Below are 20,323 nucleotides of genomic sequence, written 5' to 3'. Positions count from 1 at the left end.
AGGGAAGGGTGACGCTTATAGAAATTCGCAAACGATCAATAAACCCGTAACCCGTAACTAAAATAAAGCCGTAACCAACCAAATAACTAATTAACTTATAATGCAGGCAGACAAAACCACGCTTACCGACCTATCCATTTTTAATGTTGCCGACGAGCAGGCAGTATTCAATTATTTAGATTTTACCCGTACAGTGGGAGGCAAAGAATGGTTGCGTTTTTTTTTAAGCCGGCCTTTTGATACCATTAAAGCCATTACCGAAACCCAGCATACCATCAAAAAATTTTGTGCGGTGCAGCAGCAGTGGGGCAATACCCTTGTTTCTAACGGCACCATAATGGTAATTGAAAAATTTTATGAAACAGGTATTGAAGAAATTCCGCATAACCCGGGCCTGGTCAGCAGTTTTTATTACAGCATTTTCAGTGCACCTGATTTTTCCTTTATCCGTTACTCTGTAAAACATTTTGCCGATTTTTTTATTGGCATGCAGCAGGCAGCCACGCTTTTACAGGCCGATGACAACCCGGTACTATTGCAAACCATGCTGGAGCAAATTAAATTACGGTTGAACAAACCCGGCCTGCAGGCAGTATTGCAGAAAGAAGACGGTAAAGAGTTTTCGAAACAGCAGCTATTACAACTGGGTTATTTTTTAAAAAGAAGGTATAAGCAGGAAGCCCTGGACCTTATAGAAATATACAGCAAGCTGGATGCCTATTACAGTATGGCCTGCGCCTGCGATAAATACAGGTTCAGCTTTCCATCGTTCACTGATACAGATAAGCCGGAAATAAAAGCCACCCAATTATTTCATCCCTTATTACCCACGCCGGTTGCGTATGATGTTGATCTGCATCAGCAACAGAATTTTTTATTTTTAACAGGCGCCAATATGGGAGGCAAAAGTACTTTTATTAAAGCTGTGGGGGTTGCCGTGTACCTGGCACATACGGGTATGGGGGTACCGGCGCAGCAAATGGAACTGAGTTTGTTTGATGGATTGTTAAGCAATATTAATGTGGTAGATAATTTAGTGCAGGGCGAAAGTTATTTCTTTAATGAGGTACAGCGTATAAGAAAAACGGTAGACAAAATAAGCGATGGTAAAAAATGGCTGATACTGATTGATGAACTCTTTAAAGGTACCAATGTACAGGATGCTATGAAATGCAGCAGCACAGTAATTGAAGGGTTATTGAAAATTAAAAATTCCTTATTCATACTTTCTACACACTTATATGAAATTGGCGAAGACCTTAAAAAATTCCCCAACATACAGTTTAAATATTTTGAAACAGCCGTTACTAACGGTCAGCTGTACTTTAGTTACCAGTTAAAAGAAGGCATCAGTAACGACAGGTTGGGGTACCTGATATTGAAGAGGGAAGGCGTAGTGGAGATGCTGGAAAAATTATGATGTATGTAACAGTGAAAGTTCTTTTTTTATCCTCCTTAAATGCCTTGTTTTTCCGGTTGAGGTGAAATAAAATACAACTGAACACAGGTTTATCGCAATTGCTGCAACTTACGCCGTTGATCTTCTTATGCGGTTTTACTTTTACAGAAAAAAATGAAAAAAGTAATACCGGTTTTGTGCTGTTTAATAATATTATATTCCTGCAAAAAGAACCGGGAATCACAGCCGATACAAACGCCTCCGCAGGTTTTTCCGGAGATGACCTACATCAACCTTAAGGATACGGCAGTACGTTTTAACCATGCGGTAATACTGGATATTGATAACGATGGAACAAAGGATATTTATTTTACAACATTGCTGGTAGGTGATCCTGTTTTGCAGCAGGATAAAATGCAATGGCTGGTAACCGGTGCATTTGATACCAATTTTCCGGTAGCTGCCAATGAATCAATGCCGGTAATGCAGTTTAATGATGCCATCACTGTAAATAATATGCCGGGTTACAACTGGTATAACGCTTCATCAATTTTACTGGCGCAAAAAATACTCAGTATAACTCTTCCTCCTGTTTGGGCAGGTGATTGGAAGAATGTGAGCCACCGATATGTACCTTTTCAACTGGTTAAACCAACAGGAATTTTTAATGGATGGGTAGAAATCAGTTTTAGTACTGATAACGAAAAACTGGTATTGCATAAGGCGGCTGTTTGCAAAGAATTGAATAAGGATATAAGAGCCGGCAATTGAACAAAGTATGGGTTTAGTTACTGGCTGAATTGTGGCATTCGCAATAACGGTTCGGATTATTTGATATTAAAACGGGAAGGCGTAGAGGATAGTTTGAATAAATAATAAAACCTTCCGTACATTAGCCAAAATTTATTACCCCATGTTAGTCAAAACTTTTGGCAGCGCCGTTTACGGTGTAGAAGCTATCACCATTACCGTTGAAGTAAGTGTAAATAACCAGGGCAAAGATTATTTTATAGTAGGCCTTCCCGATAGTGCAGTTAAGGAAAGTTTGCAAAGAGTAGAGAGTGCAATAAAAAGTAATCGCTATTATATGCCTCGTACTAAATTGGTGGTAAATTTGGCACCTGCGGATATACGAAAAACAGGTACTGCATTTGATTTGCCCATTGCCATTGGTACATTGGGTGCTACCGAACAAATAGCTAATCCAGAAAAATTAAGTGAGTACGTCATCATGGGCGAGTTAAGCCTTGATGGAGAGATCCGCCCTATAAAAGGAGCACTACCCATTGCCATACAGGCCCGTAAGGAAGGATATAAAGGATTGATCGTTCCCAAACAAAATGCCAGGGAAGCGGCAATGGTAAATAATTTACAAGTGTACGGTGTTGGCCACATCAACGAGGTAATTGATTTTTTTAAGGATGAAAATACTATTGAACCAACCATTGTAAATACAAGGGAAGAATTTGCACAGGCCCAAAGCGATTTTGAAATTGACTTCAGTGATGTGAAAGGGCAGGAAAATATTAAGCGTGCTTTGGAGATTGCAGCAGCAGGAGGTCATAATGCTATTTTGATTGGCCCGCCCGGAGCAGGTAAAACCATGCTGGCAAAACGTTTGCCTACAATATTGCCACCATTAAGTTTGCAGGAGGCATTAGAGACAACAAAAATTCATAGTGTGGCCGGCAAACTACCGGAGAACGCTACACTAATTTCGAAGCGGCCTTATCGTTCGCCGCACCATACCATTTCAGATGTGGCATTAGTTGGAGGCGGCGGCAATCCGCAGCCCGGCGAAATTTCGTTAGCCCATAACGGCGTTTTATTTTTAGATGAATTACCGGAGTTTAAAAGAACGGTTTTGGAAGTGATGCGCCAGCCAATGGAAGAAAGAAAAGTTACCATCAGCAGGGCGAAAATAGCATTGGATTTTCCGGCGAGTTTTATGCTTATCGCTTCCATGAATCCCTGCCCCTGCGGATTTTTTAATCATCCCGAAAAAGAATGTACTTGTCCGCCGGGTGCAGTACAGAAATACCTGAATAAAATATCGGGGCCATTGCTGGATCGTATCGACCTGCACGTGGAAGTAACACCCGTTGCTTTTAGCGAATTATCTTCTGCACAACAATTTGAAAAAAGTGCCGGTATAAGAAAGCGGGTAATTAAAGCAAGAGAAATACAGGCAGAACGATATAAGGATAGCGAAGGCGTTTATGCCAATGCGCAAATGAGCAGCAAACAATTAAAAGAAATCTGTACCATCAGTACAGCCGGGCAAAACCTGTTGAAAGTAGCAATGGAAAAATTAAATTTATCTGCCCGGGCCTACGACAGGATATTAAAAGTCAGCCGCACCATTGCCGATCTTTCTGCCAGTGCCGATATAAAGCCGGAACATTTGGCGGAAGCGATACAGTACAGGAGTCTGGATAGAGAAGGGTGGGGAGCTTAGAGAGTTTAGAGGTTTAGGAGTTTAGAAGTTTAGGAGTTTAGAAGTTTAGGAGGGCGTCTTAACTAAACCCTAAACTTCTAAACTTCTAAACCTGTCCGATGTTTAAACTTTGTTCCGGCTATCGAATTTGGAAAAATTATCTATTAATTCATGATCAATTATCCATTCCCTACCCTGCCATCTTGCCAGTATTGCTTTACTTGTACGATATTTGCACTCCTGAACGCTTTACTGCTCTAAATTTTAGATATGAAGATATTACTGCACTACCTGAAGCCATACAAATGGCTGGTAACCTTTACACTTTTAATGGCTTCTATAAATATTGGTTTTTCCCTTGTGGATCCTATTTTATTAGGAAAGCTGATCAACCTGGCCAACGGGCACCAGGGCGGAATAACACCCCCCGCAAGCAAATTTACCTGGGACAGATTTTTTAATTCATTTTCATGGGATGCACCAGGTGTTTGGTACGTACTTATTTTTTCCATTTCTGTTGCCATGATCAGCCGTATTGCAAAAGCTTTCCAGGATTATTTTTTAAATGTGGTGATACAAAAATTCGGGGCAAGGGTATTTACTGATGGTTTACAACACGCCATGAAATTACCTTACCAGCAATTTGAAGACCAGCGCAGTGGTGAAACTTTATCAGTACTTACTAAAGTAAGATCGGATGTTGAAAAATTCATGACCAATTTCATCAACATTCTTTTTGGGGTTCTTGTTGGCGTTGTTTTTGTTTTTGTATATGCCACTCTGTTTATTAACTGGCGAGTACCAGTAGCTTACCTGGTGGGTATTTTTGTGCTCACTTTTATAACTAATAAACTCAGCAAAAAAATTAAACTGATCCAGAAAAATATTGTTGGACAAACAACTGCTTTGGCAGGCTCTACTACTGAATCATTGCGCAATATTGAATTGGTAAAAAGTTTAGGGCTAACCCACCAGGAAGTAGAAAGGCTGAATACCAATACTTATAAAATATTAGGTTTGGAACTGACTAAAGTAAAACGCATCCGTAGTATCAGTTTTATACAAGGTACCATGGTGAATACATTGAGACAGGTGATACTGTTTATTTTAATGTGGCTTATTTTTCATGGTACTATGAATGCAGGGCAATTGGTAACGATGCAGATCTTTTCATTTTTTGTTTTCGGTCCATTGCAGGAAATAGGCAATATTTTACTTTCTTACAGGGAAGCAGAAGCCTCATTGAATAATTTTGATAACCTGATGAAAAAAGCACCTGAACAGGAACCTGCTTTTCCAAAACCATTGGGCAATATTGAAACACTGTCATTTAATAATGTAGTATTTCAACATCAAACGGCGCCACAAAGAGCCATTGATAATATCAGCTTTGATGTAAAAGTGGGTGAAACAATAGCCTTTGTTGGACCAAGCGGCAGCGGAAAATCTACCCTGATGAAATTACTGGTGGGGCTTTACCGTCCGCAGGAAGGAAAAATTTTGTACAATAACTTAGACGAAACAGAAATTCACTTTGATGACCTGCGTAAGCAAATTGGATTTGTAACACAGGATACTAATTTGTTCAGCGGAACCATAAAAGAAAACCTGATGTTTGTTAACCCTGCGGCAACAGAAGAACAATTAAATGACGCCTTACAAAAAGCCAGCTGTACCGGTTTAATATCCAGGGCAGAAAAAGGTGTGGACACAATGATCGGCGAAGGCGGCTTAAAATTATCCGGCGGCGAAAAACAACGTATCTCTATAGCCCGTGCTTTATTGCGCAAGCCGCATTTATTAATATTTGATGAAGCTACTTCTGCATTGGATTCAATTACCGAAGAAGAAATTACAGATACCATAAGAGACCTATCTTCTCAAAAAGAACAGATCACAGTTTTAATTGCACATCGCTTAAGTACTATTATGCATGCCGACAGGATTTACGTGCTGGAAAAAGGGGAAGTGGTAGAAACAGGAACGCATGAGGGTTTGCTGGCAGATAAAGGATTATATTTTGCCATGTGGAGGCAGCAGATAGGCGAAAGAAAAAAAATCACTTCAGCTTAATAAAAAATAATTATGCCACTAACATTAATAGGCTTTATTGGTACGGCAGCGGGCTTTGTGTCAACTATAACATTTTTACCCCAGGTAATAAAAATATGGCAAACAAAATCGGCAAAAGATCTGTCTTCGCTTACCTTATTACTGCTCTTTGTAAATGTCTCCCTTTGGCTTACATATGGTATACTGATAGGCGATGCACCAATTATGGGTACCAATGGCATAGTGCTTTCTATGATCATTGCGATGATCTATTTTAAATGGAAGTTTAAGTAGGTGCGTAACTTTTGTAACCTAAAAGGTTTTTTAGTTTAGTACCTTTGCAGCCATGAGCAACCAACCCAAACCCAATTATATCTGGAGTATTTTAACGATGAAATGCCCGAGATGCCGCCGCGGACCAATGTTTAAAGATAGTAACCCGTTCAAAAAATTATCAGTGAAGCATATTTTTGATATGCCTGAACATTGTCCTGTATGTCACCAGAGATACGACCTGGAAAATGGTTTTTGGTTTGGTACCGGCTATGTGAGTTATGCTTTGGCAGTGGCATTTTCTGTAGCCACTTTTGTAGCCTGGTTTGTTTTAGTAGGAGTATCTACAGAAGATAACCGGATATTCTGGTGGCTGGGGTTAAATATTCTTTTTTTAGTATTGATACAACCCTGGTTAATGCGTATAAGCCGTGTAATCTATATTCGCATTTTTATAAGGTACGATGAAAATTTTGAAGACCACAAACCCAAAGAGTTTGATTACTAAGCGCTGTGGTTTTTAAAAATATCTTCAAAAATATTTCCTTTACTTAATTCTTCAATGTCGCTCAGCTCCAGTTCAATGGCTTTGGTGCTTTTATTGATCTCTATTAACGAAAGTATGATAGAGATCAATAAAAAAAGAAGGCTGGCTGCAAATATCCAGTTGGATAATTCCACCCATCCGCGGAAGATAACATACATGCATAGTACACAACATAAAAAACTCATAATACCAAAGCCCTGCATGTAGCGGATAAGATTAAGCCTGCTGCGGATATTTTTTATCTGGCTTAAAATATTTTTTTCTTTTTCGCCACGCAGGTATTCATCATGCAGCTTACGTACTAAGGCAGCCAATGATAAAAAACGGTTGGTATACGCCAGCATTAACAAAGTAATTGCGGGAAAAAGTAAAGCAGGGGTGTTGATATTGATGTCGAGCATACAATAAATGTACAACAGAAATATTTTACCAGTTTGCGTTTATTGTGGTAACCCGTATATGCTTACGATCCACCAGCTTTTGTAGTTTCCAACCCAGCCATGCGCTACCTGCACCTACCACCGCACCTGCAAACACATCACTTGGATAATGCACCCCCTGGTACATACGTGCCCAACCCACACTGGTGGCAAATAAATACGCAGGTGCTACAAAATACCATTTACGATAGCGTAGTGAAACTGAAGTGGCAACACAAAAAGCATCAGCAGTATGCCCCGAAGGAAAAGACAATCCGCCACTTTCGTCATCCCTTTTTATAATAAAGCTATACTTTTCAAAAGGCCGCTCACGGTCAACAATTCTTTTTGTCGCTTGTGTTACTATTGCAGAAAATAAATAGGCACCTCCCATATAAAGGGCATCACGTTTTAGTTTTGGATCATGTTGTATAAAACCTGCAATAGCAATACCTGCAGGTATACCAATGCTTACGGCCCGTACAGAAGAAGCATTTAATTCCAGGTATTTATTCTTGAATGTAGTTTCGTTTTTATTGATGGGTTTTAAGAGGTTGATATCGAAATTCTGTGCAGTAAGATGACTGCCATGCAGCAGCAAAAATAAACCTAACGTAATTACGGATCCCTTATTCATTTTAATAGTATTATTGCAAGATACAAACCGAAACCGTTAAACAGCAGTTAATGAAAAACAAAGGCCTTGTAACTCTCCACTCCGTACTGGGTTTATTTGCAGGTATTTTTATTTTAATGTTGTCTTTATCGGGAGCTGTTCTGGCTTTTCACGATGAGCTTGATGCTTTTCAAAAGCCGGAGGAGTTTCCAACCTTCGACTACCAGAAAAAACTTACCATTGACAGTTGCTATAAAGTAGTGCAGAAAAGATTTCCTTATTCGGCCATCAGCAGCTGCAATATATCCATGAATGAAAAGGAACCCTTTACTTTTTCTATTTATGATACCACTTACCAAAAAGGAGAAAAAGTGTTGCAGCTGTTTCTGCATCCGCAAACAGGGGCATTGTTAAAAAGTCGTGGTGGCAGTGATGATATTTCCGGAAATTTTATGGCCTGGCTGGCCAGCTTTCACAGTTCCTTTCGTGCAGGTAAAACAGGAGAATGGTTGCTGGGATTTTTTTCTATCGTTTTTGTGTTGAGTATTATCACAGGAATAATCTTGTATCGGAGAAACATTATGGCGGTACTGTTATTTAAGAAAACTGTATGGCGAAAAAATAACCTGCACCAGTTGATCGGTACCTGGTCACTGTTGTTTAATGTAATGATTGGTATTACAGGTTTATGGATGCAGCGCTATGTTTTTAAAAAAGAATTTTATCAAAGTAATAACTGGATAAATACAGTGAAAGCTTCGCCAAAACCGTTGTTCAATTTTGATTCGGCTTATAGTGCGGTACAAAAAAAGCATCCGGATTTTACTGCGTACGTTATTTATTTTCCACAAAGTACTTCCGGAAAAACAGCTGTTTATGGTAGTAATAAAACCAATGCCTATATACACTCAAAAAAATTTGCTGATGTAATTGCGTTAGACAGCACCGGCGCCATTGCAAAAACAAGATTCATCAATGAGATATCATCAGCCGACCGGTACGATATCATCAACTCTCAATTGCACATGGGTAAGTATGGCGGCACGGGTATAAAAATTATCTATGCATTATTCGGTTTGTCTTCTGCACTGCTAAGCATCACCGGGTTTTTAATGTGGAGAAGAAAAAGACGTACTAAGAAGGTGAATGGTGAATAGTGAATTATTGACAAGCCACCATTCACCATTCACGTCTCACACCTAATTAAAATTTAAAGGAAAGCTCAGCTTAACCGCAACATTGCGTCCCATATTATAAATTCCACTTCTGCCTGATGCATTGCCCGGGTAAGGTTCAAAATATTTCAACCGGTTTAAGTGCGATTGATAGGCCACATCAAAAAGATTATTCGCCAGTATAGAAAAATTAAAAATGGTTTTCTTTTTTTGATTAACCACATCGCCGCCAAAACCAATATTAAATAAAGAGTAACCTGGTGTTGGTGTCTCTGTTCCAAATTCTAAATAGGCTTTGTCTTGTTTGGCATACCATTCAAACTGCATTTTTGCAAACAGGTTGGTAAAGGCTCCCGACTTTGGTTTTATGTTGGCACGCAATTCAGAAAAAGTATGCAGGGGTGGAATGAAAGGTAAATACTTTGCACTGTCTGGTAAATTTTTTCCACTTACTCCTTTATTGGTTCCGTACACTAATGATAATGAATTTTCAAAATGCAACCAGTCCAACGGATGCGGATGAAGGTCTACACTTATTTCTGTGCCATACAAATGCGCTTTAGCCGCCTGGAACTGGAATGTTTCATTACCGGGTACAATTACAGAATCCTGGCCTGCACTGTTTAATACCTTCTGGTTGAAAATATAATTCTGAATATTGTTGTTGAATAATTCAAGGTTTACCGTGATGTGCTGCGAATTGTAATTTAAACCAATATCTTCCTGCAAACTAAATTCAGGTTTAAAATTTAAATTGCCCAGCTGGTAAATATTAGTGCCGGGATGTACACCGTTGGCTGATATTTCAGAAATATTAGGCGAACGATAACCTCTTGCTATATTAAATTTGGCACTGAAGGTTTTTGAAAAACTATAGGTAGCACCAAGGCTTCCGGTAAGGCCGGAGAAAGTATGCCTGTAATTATAAAAAGCCTGTGTGGCTCCCGCGGTGTCTGCACCATACACCGCTTTGTCAAATCCTGTAACTGCATCAGGCTTGGTAAATAAAGCGTCGTTATTAAATGTCCTCATATCATAGCGGATGCCACCAGCCAGTTCTAATTTTTTATAGGATTTTTTTGCAAATAAAAACGGCCCTAAATCAAATTGCTTATAGGAAGGAATTACAAACTCAGTACCTTTTTCTGCATCGTTGTTTTGATACATGCCGTTTATGCCAGCTGTTACACTCCAGCCATTTTTTTCGGGCAAATAATATTTGGCATCATAAGAATAAGTGTTCAGCAAAAGATACAAACCCGGTACGGCAATTTCCGGATGACTATATTCTCTGCGGATACTTTTTTGGTAGCCGAGGTTTAAGGCAATTCTTGCACCGGTTTTTAAAATAAAATTATTGGCGGTGTAAATTCTGTAGTGCTGTACATGCTGGTGCAGTGCAGGAATTGCATAAGACCTCAATTCTTCATCAGTTACTATCGGGCGTACCGTATCTGCTTCAGTAATTTGTTTGGTGAATTTTCTTGTTGCAGAATCCCTGCTGCCATCGGGTATATCCTGCAGGTCATCAAACACCGAAAATCCGATATGAGAATAGCCCCAGGTTTTATTTACGCCAATCATGCCGTTTACATCTGTTTCCCTGAAACCGGTATTGTACACACGGCCATCGTATTTGTTGCGGTAGTTGGTAGCTTCTTTGTAAGATGCCCGGCCTCTCCATACAATAGAATTTTTATTGCCTGCTAACATTGCAGATCCGCCGAACAATCCATTATTGGTTTGATATTCTGCGGAAATATCGCCTTGTGTTTTTCCCGGCGAAGGAAAATTGGCAGGTATCAAATTGATTACGCCAGCCAATGCATCAGAGCCGTAAATAAGGCTGGCGGGGCCTTTCACCACTTCTACTTTTTCCACACTATTCTGGTCCACTTCAATACCATGTTCATCGCCCCATTGCTGGCCCTCCTGCCTTACACCATCATACAACGTTAAGATCCTGGAAAAACCTAAACCACGGATATAAGGTTTGGAAACATTCGGGCCGGTAGTTACCGCATTAATGCCGGGCACTTTTGCAATGGCATCAATAATATTGGTACTTAAATTCTGTTGTAAATATTGTTTACCGATAGATACAATCGGCACCGGATTTTTTTTGATGGAGGTGGCTTTGGAAGTACCGGTCACCACCACTTCGTTTTCTTCCACCACAGAAGGGTCTAAAGAAAAATCCTGCACAACATTTCCCTGTATGGAAATATTCTGCAAAGCCGATTTATATCCTACAAATTTTACTTCTACCAGGTAATTGCCATTGGGTAAATTACCAATACTGTAATTGCCGTTGGCATTTGTGATTGTTCCTTTCTTTAAATCTGAAAAATATACAGAAGCACCTTCCAGGGGAAGACCTGTTTTTTTATCGGTAACCCTTCCGCTGAGTGTACTTTTTGCAGGATCGGTAAATGTATTTTTTTTGCCTGCATTTGCTGCAGTAACGATAAAGACGGCTGCAGTAAACAAAAATATTTTTATTGAACGCATTGTTTGAGTAGTTAGAGTCTGTAAAAACGTATGCAGTAAAACCAGTTTGCCTGGAAATTTACGCCATACCATAAATGAGAATGAATACTGTAATAACAGTAAAGAAGCTTACTATAAATCAATAAGCTTACGATCAGCAAACAGACGGCGGGCCACGGGTTTCAAAATACGAATAGCTATTTTGAAAAGTGAAAGAGTAATCGGTGTTAGCAGTATAATGATACTGGAACGGTGCAATAAAATGTATCGCCGCAGCAAAAACATCAGCATCTTTAGCCAATTGGTACTCACAAATAAAACATTTGCTTTCTGCAGTGGAATGAAAATAACCAGGTAACCCCGATTTTTTTGCAAGAATATTTTCCTGCTGTGTTAACGATGGCTTGGAAGCATGAGAGTGCGATACCTGTATAATGGTTACCGCAGCTAATAACAGCAGTAGTAATACAGCGGTTAGCTTTTTAAAAAGTATGACTTTTTTAACCCTCACCAAACAAAGGTAATAAAATGCTGCAACATTGTTGCAAAATAAAAGTTAACTGCAATTTACCGCAGCAGAACGTAGTTATGGCTTGCGATCATTTCCCTCAGTCCATTACAGCTGCTCATTGTGTTTACAGTTGTAAAGCCGGGATGCTTTTCGTACTCAAATTCAATTTTGTGTAAAGGAATCGTTTCAGTTGCAGCAATGGTTCCGGTTAATGAATTTTTATCGAGGGTAAAAGAAAAATAAACCGGGAAGTGATAATTATTCCTGATCCTGCAATCTTTATAACCGTAAGCCACCGTAGCATCGCTGCCCAAAGGCGTAAAACGATCTGCATCTGTATAAATATCCATGCTGTGCGGATGGCGTTCCATAATAGTTAAACCACTTTGGATAGATAAAAAATAGATAAGCCCCGATAGCTGGCAAAGGCCGCCACCGGTAGTTGCTTCCAGTTTGCCATTGATGATCGTTCTGCTTGTTTTATACCCGTTTTTTTCAGATGGCTTACCTGTCGATTTCCAGAAGGAGAAGATTTGTCCCGGTGCAATTTCAATATTGTTTATTGCATTGATGGCAAGATGGAGATTAGAAATTTTATTGGCACTGCTTTCATTGGCTTTTACCTGCTGTTGTATGGCAACTGCTTGTTGCAGGTTATCGGGAAGTTGTTGCTTAATATTTTTATCACTGCAAAAAAGTTTTGTATGGCCATTTAAAAAATCTGTAGCAGCTCTTACCTGCAATTGCAGAAAAAGTTTTGCCGGTGCAGGTAGGTATTTTTTTAAACGCAGCATTGTGTTGTTGAAGGTAGTAAACTACGGCCTAAAGAAGCCGGCTAAAAAATAAAAGTATCGGTAACTTAAAACTAATTCGTTTTAAATACAGCAATGTTTATTTTAAAAAATTCCGCTAACTTGAAAACAAATCATTCTTGCTATGAATCAATACATTCTTTCCCTCGACCAGGGTACTACCAGCAGCCGTGCCATTATTTTTGATCAGCAGGGCGCTATCATTGCTGTGGCGCAAAAAGAGTTTACCCAATATTTTCCGCAGCCCGGCTGGGTAGAACATGATGCCAATGAAATATGGAGTACGCAACTAGGTGTGGCTGCCGAAGCCATTACACAAGCCGGGTTAACAGTAGAAAATATTGCAGCCATCGGTATTACCAATCAAAGAGAAACTACCGTAGTGTGGGATAGGGCAACAGGTAAACCCGTATACAATGCCATTGTATGGCAGGATAGAAGGACCGCATCTTTTTGCGATGAATTAAAAAGAAAACAATTAGACACGATCATCAAACAAAAAACGGGATTGGTGATTGACGCTTATTTTTCTGCCACCAAAGTAAAATGGATCTTAGATAATGTGGAGGGCGCCAGGAAAAAAGCAGAAAATGGAGAATTGTGTTTTGGTACCATTGATACCTGGTTATTATGGAATTTAACCAAAGGTCAGATTCATGCTACGGATGTAAGCAATGCCTCACGTACCATGTTGTGCAACATCAATACATTACAATGGGACGGCGAGCTGGAAAAAATATTTACCATACCCGGCAGCATGTTGCCGCAGATACGCAGCAGCAGCGAAGTGTACGGGCACACACAAAATATTTTATCGGCAAAAAATATTCCCATTGCAGGTATTGCAGGCGATCAGCAGAGTGCCTTGTTCGGGCAAATGTGTACCCAGCCCGGTATGGTAAAAAATACTTATGGTACGGGTTGTTTTATGCTGATGAATACAGGCGAACAACCGGTAACGTCTGATCATAATTTATTAACCACTGTAGCATGGAAAGTAAATGGTATTACACAATACGCTTTGGAGGGCAGTGTATTTATTGCAGGCGCTGTGGTGCAATGGTTAAGGGATGGATTAGGGATCATTCAAAAATCATCAGATGTAGAGGCATTGGCGGCTAAGGTTAACGGTAATGAAGGTGTTTATGTGGTGCCCGCATTTACCGGGCTTGGTGCGCCGTACTGGAACCAGGATGCAAGAGGAACGATTGTCGGGCTTACAAGAGGCAGCAATGCATCGCATATTGCAAGGGCAGCTTTGGAAAGTATTGCCTATCAAACGATGGATGTATTAAAAGCGATGGAAGCTGATTCAGGTATTTCTATAAAAGAATTAAGGGTTGATGGCGGCGCAACCGCTAATGATTTACTGATGCAGTTTCAAAGTGATATTTTAAATACCAAAGTACTGCGGCCAAAAATTACAGAAACCACTGCATTGGGTGCCGCTTACCTTGCCGGGCTTGCAGTGGGCTACTGGAAAAGTATTGATGATATACAACAGCAATGGCAAATTGATAAAACATTTGTACCGTTGATGGAAGAGGCAGAAAGAAACGAATTAACAGGTGGGTGGAAAAAAGCTGTGGATACAACAATAAGCAATACAAAATAAATCCGCTAAACCCCGGCAGCGGCTTCAACCCTGCCGGCGGTTGATTCAAGAGACTATATATGAATAGAATCGAAATGCAGCAGCGACTGGATAGCGAAACCGAATGGGATATTATAATTATTGGTGGTGGAGCAACCGGGTTAGGCACAGCTGTAGATGCTGCCACAAGAGGGTACAAAACTTTATTGCTGGAACAGCATGATTTTGCAAAAGGTACATCAAGCCGCTCCACTAAATTGGTGCATGGCGGCGTAAGGTATTTAGCACAAGGCAATATTAAATTAGTAAGAGAAGCGTTGAAAGAAAGAGGATTGCTGCTGAAGAACGCACCGCATCTTACCAATAATCTTTCATTTGTTTTACCCTGTTATAGTATCTGGCAAAAAATATATTATGGCGTGGGATTAAAATTGTACGACCTGATGGCAGGTAAATTGGGTTTGGGTAAAACAAGCATTATTAATAGTAAAGCAACTAAACAATTTTTACCTGTTATCAATACAAAAAAATTAAGCGGTGCCATTGTATACAGGGATGGACAGTTTGATGATGCAAGGCTGGCCATTAACCTTGCACAAACGGCGGCAGAAAATGGTGCTGTGGTTTTAAATTATTGTAAAGTAATGCAGCTCTTTAAAAAAGATAATACCGTCAGCGGTGTTGTAGCACAGGATGTAATTTCCGGAACAACGTATAACCTGCAATGCAAAGTAGTGATTAACGCCACCGGTATTTTTACCGATGAAATATTGCATATGGATGATGCGGCAGCAAAAAATATCGTTAGCCCTTCGCAGGGAATTCATTTGGTAACAGATAAAAAATTTTTTCCCGGAGCCGATGCCATGATGATTCCCAAAACAGAAGACGGCCGGGTTTTATTTGCGGTACCCTGGCATGGTAAAGTAGTATTGGGTACCACGGATACGCCGGTTGAAAGCCATTCCCTGGAACCAAAACCATTGGAAGAAGAGATCAGTTTTATATTGCACCACATCAATAAATATTTAACGGTTGATATAAAACGCAGCGATGTAAAAAGTGTTTTTGTGGGTTTGCGGCCCCTGGTAAAAAAGGGCAGTACCCAAAAAACTGCTATCATGCCCAGGGATCATACCATTATTGTAAGTGCCAGTGGCCTGGTAACAATAACAGGAGGTAAATGGACCACTTATCGCAAAATGGCAGCTGATGTTTTAGATAAAGCGGTGGCTACAGCAAAGCTGGAAAAGAAAAAATGTGTGACTGAAAATTTTAAAATTCATGGTTATATAAATGAAGAAAACAAAAATGATGCCTTGCATTTTTACGGTGCTGATGCTGCACATATTAAAGCGCTTTGCAAAGCCAATTCAACATTGAGCGAATTGATTCATCCGGCTGCTCCCTATATTAAAGCAGCAATTATCTGGGCCATACAAAACGAAATGGCAATGACCGTGGAAGATGTGTTGGCAAGAAGAACACGGCTGTTATTTTTAGATGCCGGAACGGCAATAGCAGCAGCACCGGTAGTGGCACAACTGATGGCAACTGCAATGAATAAAAATACAGATTGGATAGAAAAACAAACAAATGATTTTATCGCTCTTGCAAAACAATATTTATTATCTTGACAAACTTTCACTCCTTAACATTAAAAAATTATGAGCTTAGTTATAGCTGAATTTGCAGGTACAGCATTGTTGCTTTTATTGGGCAATGGTGTAAATGCCAATGTATCATTAAATAAAACTTATGGTAACAGCAGCGGCTGGATAGTTATTGCATTGGGCTGGGCCATGGCCGTGTTTGTGGGTGTGTATGTATGTGCGTCATTAGGCGGAGACGGTCATTTAAATCCTGCTGTAACTATTGCCGATGCCATTAAAACAAAAAACTGGACTAAAGTACCCTGGTATATTGCTGCACAAATGCTGGGTGCCATGACGGGGTCATTCTTGGCATGGTTATCTTATCGTTCGCATTTTGATGCCGCCAATGATGCCAATGCCATGCTGGGTGTGTTTTGCAATGCACCGGCTATTCCCAATACATTTAATAATTTAATCACAGAGATCATTGGCACATTTGCATTGGTGTTTGGAGCCTTTTCGTTAACGGATGCAAAAATTAATGATGTAGGTATTTCCCTGGGTTCGTTAAATGCATTGCCTGTTGCATTATTGGTTTTAGCAATAGGCTTATCATTGGGCGGGCCAACCGGTTATGCTATTAATCCTGCAAGAGATTTGGGGCCACGCATTGTTCATTTTTTACTGCCTATAAAAAACAAAAGAGATAGTAACTGGAGTTATAGCTGGATACCGGTTGTTGGTCCGGTAATTGGAGCCGTAATTGCGGCACTGGTATTTAAGTTGGTACATTTATAGCTTACATGATATGGTAAAATTCATTGGGTTTTCAATAATATTTTTAACCTATTTTATTATAGACGGCCTTGTTAAGCACAAAAGAAAAAAAGACCGCTTTTATTTACCTGGTCATGTAAAAGAGCACTATAAAGAACTGATAGTACCGGCAAATAAAGTAGAAGTACTTGGCAACGAATACCTGGAAGAAGTAGAAACAGGAGGATCGATGCAATACAAAGCGGCAGAATCACTTTATGATAACGGCAGAAATTTTACAAAGGAACTAAAATTTGCTTCGGTCCTCGTATACTATGATTCCCGCCGGGGAAAAAAGATCCGTTTGCACAGTGAAACAATCGATTTGGGGCCTAATCAATTACAATCACTCATTAATTCAAAAGGCAGTATTTCAATTTTTTTCGATCGCAATAATCCCGGTAACTATTACTTCGACCTGTCTTTTTTAGCCGGCTGATTTTTATTTTTTTTCACCAATAGCAAAATCAGCTACAGCGGGATAATGATCGGAATAAGGCACTTTAAACAGGTGGTATTGTAACACATCGAATTTTTTATCTGCCAGTATGTAATCAATTCTTAAAGTAGGCGAAATAAAACGGAATGTTCTGCCGATGCCCATACCTTTTTTTAAAAATGCATCCTGCAAATTACCCTTCACTGTAAAATAAGTATACGAATTGGGCACATCATTAAAATCGCCGCACACAATTACAGGGTAGGGGCTTTCACTTATTTTCTCATGTAACATATCAGCCTGTACGGTTCTTTTTTTATAAGCATGTTTTAATTTCCATATCACCGCTTTTGACCCTGTAACACTGGCTTGTGCTGGTTCTTTCAATTTGTATAAAGCGTCGTATTCGTTTTGCCCGAAACTAACCGATTGCAGGTGGGTGGTAAAAACCCTGATGGTTTGTGTGTCCACTTTTATATCAGCATAAATAAGTGGTTCAACAGAATCCTGTGGGTTGTACAAAAATTTACCGGTTCCGGTAATGGGGTATTTAGACATGATCTCTATACCAATTAAAGTAGAAGTAGTGTACAGCCGGCCTGTATAATTCACTTTTTCAAAATAGGTATATTGATAACCGGCTTCCTTTAAAGCGGGAATAACGGAATCCCTGTAATGGCGGTTCTTATAATACAGCAATTCCTGGAAGCATACTACGTCGGCATCGGCATTTTTTACAAGCTGCACCATCTCTGCCATATTATCGCCATTGTTTGCCCGGTTGGTTTCTCCCCAGCTGGATAAATTCCAGGTAAACACCCTTAACGTACCCGGAGTTTTTGCTGTTGTAAAGCCTGGCGCAAAATGAAAGCTGAACATTACGGCAACCTGCTGCCAGCCCAGCAACAAGGCTGCCAGGCAAACAAACACCCATGTAGACCTTCTGACGGCCCAATAGACCAAAAAACCAAGCAAGGCAAAAAATAATAAAGGGAAAAGCAATCCTGTTAATGCTATATAAGGATATTTACCGCCGCTGGCAAAGGGCACCAGGCATGTGGTTACATACAATGCCAGGATAATGATATTGGCTGTAATAAAACAATACCGGGCAATTTTTTTAAGTTTGGGCGACATTTTTTTATTAAAAAAAAAACCTTTTAGTGCAGATTTACCGCAAATTAAGTGATATATAGTGCCTGATCTGTATTTCAATGCAATAAAGGGTAAAAGTTCAAAACTTAACCCAAAAAGCCCCGCTTCAAATTTCAAATTTCAATCTACAACCCTTACCTTTGCGCCCTAAAATATATACTTTATATACTTAATACTTTTTTATGGCCAATACAGGTAAGGTAAAATCAGTAATCGGTGCGGTTGTAGACGTTCAGTTTGACAACGACAGCAAATTGCCCGAAATTTTAAATGCATTAGAATTAAAACGTGAAAATGGTGATACGCTGGTATTGGAAGTGCAACAGCATTTAGGTGAAGATAGCGTACGTACCATTGCGATGGATGGTACAGAGGGTTTGGTACGTGGTACTGTGGTGGTAGATACAGGTATACCTATTGCAATGCCTGTAGGTGATGGTATTAAAGGCCGTTTGTTTAATGTAACCGGCGATGCTATCGATGGTTTACCACAGGTAAGTAAAGCAGGTGGCCGCCCTATTCATAACAAGCCACCATTATTTGAAAATTTAAGTACAGCAACTGAAGTTTTATTTACTGGTATTAAAGTAATCGACCTGATTGAGCCCTATGCAAAAGGTGGTAAAATTGGTTTGTTTGGTGGTGCCGGTGTGGGTAAGACCGTATTGATCCAGGAATTGATCAACAATATCGCAAAAGCATATAGTGGTGTATCGGTATTTGCCGGTGTGGGTGAAAGAACACGTGAAGGAAATGATTTGATGAGAGAGATGATTGAAGCAGGTATCATGAACTATGGTGATAAATTCAAGCATAGCATGGAAGAAGGCGGATGGGATCTGAGTGCTGTGAATTTAGAAGACCTGAAAGAATCAAAAGCAACTTTCGTATTCGGACAAATGAACGAACCGCCGGGCGCACGTGCACGTGTGGCTTTAAGCGGTCTTACTGTAGCGGAATATTTCCGTGATGGTGATGGCGAAGGACAGGGTAAAGACATTTTATTTTTCGTAGATAATATCTTCCGTTTTACACAGGCAGGTTCTGAGGTATCGGCATTGTTGGGCCGTATGCCATCTGCGGTGGGATATCAGCCTACCCTGGCAACAGAAATGGGATTGATGCAGGAAAGGATCACGTCTACTAAAAACGGTTCTATCACTTCTGTACAGGCGGTATATGTACCTGCGGATGATCTGACCGATCCGGCTCCGGCAACTACATTTGCTCACCTGGATGCCACAACGGTATTGTCACGTAAAATTGCGGATCTTGGTATCTATCCTGCGGTGGATCCTTTGGATTCAACCTCACGTATCCTTACCCCGTTGATCGTGGGTGAAGAACATTACAATACAGCCAACCGTGTAAAATTAATTTTACAACGTTATAAAGAATTACAGGATATCATTGCCATCCTTGGTTTGGATGAATTGAGCGACGAAGATAAATTAGTGGTATCAAGAGCACGTAAAGTACAACGTTTCCTTAGCCAGCCTTTCTTTGTGGCTGAACAGTTTACCGGCTTAAAAGGTGTATTGGTGCCAATTGAAGATACTATCCGTGGTTTTAATGCCATTATGGATGGTGAAGTGGATGAATATCCTGAAGCAGCATTTAACCTTGTAGGTACATTGGAAGATGCTATTGAAAAAGGTAAGAAATTAATGGCTGCAGCGCAGGCTTAAGCAAGCAGTAAGAAAAAAAATCTTGATTCATGAACTTAGAGATATTAACTCCGGAAAGCAAAATTTTTAGTGGCGAAGTATACGGGGTACAATTACCCGGCATCAGCGGTTCTTTTGAATTGCTGGACAAACATGCGCCGATGGTAAGTGCATTAAAAAACGGCAAACTAAAAATTCTGAAAGATAAAAACGCCACCTCTTCTTACGATATCCAAAGCGGTTTTGTAGAAGTACTGAATAATAAAGTAACTGTACTTGTTGAAGGAGCAAAAGAACTGTAACCGGAAGCTACGGCTTACGGCCCA

Annotated in this window: 19 protein-coding genes; 13 read left to right on the top strand and 6 right to left on the bottom strand. The window is 40.0% G+C overall.

The genetic code is table 11. The features are described from left to right. Window positions 1–100 precede the first annotated feature (100 nt). From ACYVM0_RS16470 to ACYVM0_RS16445, 6 genes are all read left to right on the top strand, one after another. Window positions 101–1,420 (top strand): P-loop NTPase family protein, encoded by a 1,320-nt coding sequence (locus tag ACYVM0_RS16470; protein ID WP_460558657.1) that lies wholly within the window; start codon window positions 101–103, stop codon window positions 1,418–1,420. 153 nt (window positions 1,421–1,573) lie between these two features. Then, on the top strand, window positions 1,574–2,170 hold the full coding sequence (locus tag ACYVM0_RS16465; RefSeq protein ID WP_460558655.1) for a hypothetical protein: 597 nt from the start codon (window positions 1,574–1,576) through the stop codon (window positions 2,168–2,170). 142 nt (window positions 2,171–2,312) lie between these two features. Further along, a complete protein-coding gene (locus ACYVM0_RS16460) occupies window positions 2,313–3,857 on the top strand; it encodes a YifB family Mg chelatase-like AAA ATPase (RefSeq protein ID WP_460558653.1) in 1,545 nt (514 codons plus the stop codon). 249 nt (window positions 3,858–4,106) lie between these two features. Beyond that, entirely contained in the window at window positions 4,107–5,909 is a 1,803-nt protein-coding gene (locus ACYVM0_RS16455) for an ABC transporter ATP-binding protein (protein WP_460558651.1), read from the top strand. A 12-nt stretch (window positions 5,910–5,921) separates the two neighbouring features. After that, a complete protein-coding gene (locus tag ACYVM0_RS16450) occupies window positions 5,922–6,182 on the top strand; it encodes a SemiSWEET family sugar transporter (protein ID WP_460558649.1) in 261 nt (86 codons plus the stop codon). Between the two features lie 52 nt (window positions 6,183–6,234). After that, on the top strand, window positions 6,235–6,669 hold the full coding sequence (locus tag ACYVM0_RS16445) for a DUF983 domain-containing protein (protein ID WP_460558647.1): 435 nt from the start codon (window positions 6,235–6,237) through the stop codon (window positions 6,667–6,669). Here the strand turns inward: ACYVM0_RS16445 and ACYVM0_RS16440 are convergent. Both ACYVM0_RS16440 and ACYVM0_RS16435 read right to left on the bottom strand, forming a co-directional pair. After that, window positions 6,666–7,109, bottom strand: coding sequence for a DUF2721 domain-containing protein (locus tag ACYVM0_RS16440; RefSeq protein WP_460558645.1), 444 nt, complete (start codon window positions 7,107–7,109; stop codon window positions 6,666–6,668). The two genes, ACYVM0_RS16445 and ACYVM0_RS16440, sit on opposite strands and share 4 nt — an antisense overlap. Window positions 7,110–7,134: 25 nt before the next feature. Then, on the bottom strand, window positions 7,135–7,764 hold the full coding sequence (locus ACYVM0_RS16435) for a phosphatase PAP2 family protein (RefSeq protein WP_460558643.1): 630 nt from the start codon (window positions 7,762–7,764) through the stop codon (window positions 7,135–7,137). Window positions 7,765–7,814: 50 nt separating this feature from the next. Between ACYVM0_RS16435 and ACYVM0_RS16430 the strand changes: the two genes are divergently transcribed. Further along, entirely contained in the window at window positions 7,815–8,900 is a 1,086-nt protein-coding gene (locus ACYVM0_RS16430; RefSeq protein WP_460558641.1) for a PepSY-associated TM helix domain-containing protein, read from the top strand. 42 nt (window positions 8,901–8,942) lie between these two features. Here ACYVM0_RS16430 and ACYVM0_RS16425 read toward each other — a convergent pair whose 3' ends face one another. The 3 genes from ACYVM0_RS16425 to ACYVM0_RS16415 all read right to left on the bottom strand — a co-directional run bounded on the left by ACYVM0_RS16425 (window position 8,943) and on the right by ACYVM0_RS16415 (window position 12,713). Then, entirely contained in the window at window positions 8,943–11,429 is a 2,487-nt protein-coding gene (locus ACYVM0_RS16425) for a TonB-dependent receptor (RefSeq protein ID WP_460558639.1), read from the bottom strand. Between the two features lie 133 nt (window positions 11,430–11,562). Continuing rightward, complete coding sequence (locus tag ACYVM0_RS16420) at window positions 11,563–11,919, bottom strand: hypothetical protein (RefSeq protein WP_460558637.1); 357 nt, start codon at window positions 11,917–11,919, stop codon at window positions 11,563–11,565. Between the two features lie 56 nt (window positions 11,920–11,975). Further along, the gene (locus tag ACYVM0_RS16415; protein ID WP_460558635.1) at window positions 11,976–12,713 is read right to left on the bottom strand and encodes a VanW family protein; all 738 of its coding nucleotides are present in this window, start codon (window positions 12,711–12,713) and stop codon (window positions 11,976–11,978) included. 142 nt (window positions 12,714–12,855) lie between these two features. Between ACYVM0_RS16415 and glpK the strand changes: the two genes are divergently transcribed. Genes glpK through ACYVM0_RS16395 form a run of 4 tightly spaced genes read left to right on the top strand, consistent with a single transcriptional unit; the run spans window position 12,856 to window position 17,175 of the window. Beyond that, on the top strand, window positions 12,856–14,346 hold the full coding sequence (gene glpK, locus ACYVM0_RS16410) for an FGGY family carbohydrate kinase (protein ID WP_460558633.1): 1,491 nt from the start codon (window positions 12,856–12,858) through the stop codon (window positions 14,344–14,346). A 59-nt stretch (window positions 14,347–14,405) separates the two neighbouring features. Continuing rightward, window positions 14,406–15,962 (top strand): glycerol-3-phosphate dehydrogenase/oxidase, encoded by a 1,557-nt coding sequence (locus tag ACYVM0_RS16405; protein ID WP_460558631.1) that lies wholly within the window; start codon window positions 14,406–14,408, stop codon window positions 15,960–15,962. A gap of 30 nt (window positions 15,963–15,992) precedes the next feature. Further along, window positions 15,993–16,718 carry an MIP/aquaporin family protein gene (locus ACYVM0_RS16400; RefSeq protein ID WP_460558629.1) on the top strand — a complete coding sequence of 242 codons (726 nt, stop codon included), beginning with the start codon at window positions 15,993–15,995 and terminating at the stop codon, window positions 16,716–16,718. 10 nt (window positions 16,719–16,728) lie between these two features. Then, a complete protein-coding gene (locus ACYVM0_RS16395; protein WP_460558627.1) occupies window positions 16,729–17,175 on the top strand; it encodes a hypothetical protein in 447 nt (148 codons plus the stop codon). Window positions 17,176–17,178: 3 nt separating this feature from the next. On the opposite strand, the gene ACYVM0_RS16390 is transcribed toward ACYVM0_RS16395, so the two are convergent. After that, window positions 17,179–18,312, bottom strand: a complete 1,134-nt coding sequence (locus ACYVM0_RS16390) for an endonuclease/exonuclease/phosphatase family protein (protein WP_460558625.1) — start codon at window positions 18,310–18,312, stop codon at window positions 17,179–17,181. A 200-nt stretch (window positions 18,313–18,512) separates the two neighbouring features. Between ACYVM0_RS16390 and atpD the strand changes: the two genes are divergently transcribed. Both atpD and atpC read left to right on the top strand, forming a co-directional pair. After that, complete coding sequence (gene atpD / locus ACYVM0_RS16385) at window positions 18,513–20,018, top strand: F0F1 ATP synthase subunit beta (protein WP_460558623.1); 1,506 nt, start codon at window positions 18,513–18,515, stop codon at window positions 20,016–20,018. A 29-nt stretch (window positions 20,019–20,047) separates the two neighbouring features. After that, window positions 20,048–20,299, top strand: coding sequence for a F0F1 ATP synthase subunit epsilon (gene atpC / locus ACYVM0_RS16380; protein ID WP_460558621.1), 252 nt, complete (start codon window positions 20,048–20,050; stop codon window positions 20,297–20,299). Window positions 20,300–20,323 lie beyond the last annotated feature (24 nt).

Source organism: Ferruginibacter profundus, from assembly GCF_054783275.1.
This window is presented reverse-complemented; position numbering and strand designations above follow the sequence as displayed.

Bases quoted from the DNA above. Each gene is read 5' to 3' on its own strand.
- ACYVM0_RS16470 (WP_460558657.1), top strand. From the start codon at position 101: ATGCAGGCAGACAAAACCACGCTTACCGACCTATCCATTTTTAATGTT.
- ACYVM0_RS16465 (WP_460558655.1), top strand. From the start codon at position 1,574: ATGAAAAAAGTAATACCGGTTTTGTGCTGTTTAATAATATTATATTCC.
- ACYVM0_RS16460 (WP_460558653.1), top strand. From the start codon at position 2,313: ATGTTAGTCAAAACTTTTGGCAGCGCCGTTTACGGTGTAGAAGCTATC.
- ACYVM0_RS16455 (WP_460558651.1), top strand. From the start codon at position 4,107: ATGAAGATATTACTGCACTACCTGAAGCCATACAAATGGCTGGTAACC.
- ACYVM0_RS16450 (WP_460558649.1), top strand. From the start codon at position 5,922: ATGCCACTAACATTAATAGGCTTTATTGGTACGGCAGCGGGCTTTGTG.
- ACYVM0_RS16445 (WP_460558647.1), top strand. From the start codon at position 6,235: ATGAGCAACCAACCCAAACCCAATTATATCTGGAGTATTTTAACGATG.
- ACYVM0_RS16440 (WP_460558645.1), bottom strand. From the start codon at position 7,109: ATGCTCGACATCAATATCAACACCCCTGCTTTACTTTTTCCCGCAATT.
- ACYVM0_RS16435 (WP_460558643.1), bottom strand. From the start codon at position 7,764: ATGAATAAGGGATCCGTAATTACGTTAGGTTTATTTTTGCTGCTGCAT.
- ACYVM0_RS16430 (WP_460558641.1), top strand. From the start codon at position 7,815: ATGAAAAACAAAGGCCTTGTAACTCTCCACTCCGTACTGGGTTTATTT.
- ACYVM0_RS16425 (WP_460558639.1), bottom strand. From the start codon at position 11,429: ATGCGTTCAATAAAAATATTTTTGTTTACTGCAGCCGTCTTTATCGTT.
- ACYVM0_RS16415 (WP_460558635.1), bottom strand. From the start codon at position 12,713: ATGCTGCGTTTAAAAAAATACCTACCTGCACCGGCAAAACTTTTTCTG.
- glpK (WP_460558633.1), top strand. From the start codon at position 12,856: ATGAATCAATACATTCTTTCCCTCGACCAGGGTACTACCAGCAGCCGT.
- ACYVM0_RS16405 (WP_460558631.1), top strand. From the start codon at position 14,406: ATGAATAGAATCGAAATGCAGCAGCGACTGGATAGCGAAACCGAATGG.
- ACYVM0_RS16400 (WP_460558629.1), top strand. From the start codon at position 15,993: ATGAGCTTAGTTATAGCTGAATTTGCAGGTACAGCATTGTTGCTTTTA.
- ACYVM0_RS16395 (WP_460558627.1), top strand. From the start codon at position 16,729: ATGGTAAAATTCATTGGGTTTTCAATAATATTTTTAACCTATTTTATT.
- ACYVM0_RS16390 (WP_460558625.1), bottom strand. From the start codon at position 18,312: ATGTCGCCCAAACTTAAAAAAATTGCCCGGTATTGTTTTATTACAGCC.
- atpD (WP_460558623.1), top strand. From the start codon at position 18,513: ATGGCCAATACAGGTAAGGTAAAATCAGTAATCGGTGCGGTTGTAGAC.
- atpC (WP_460558621.1), top strand. From the start codon at position 20,048: ATGAACTTAGAGATATTAACTCCGGAAAGCAAAATTTTTAGTGGCGAA.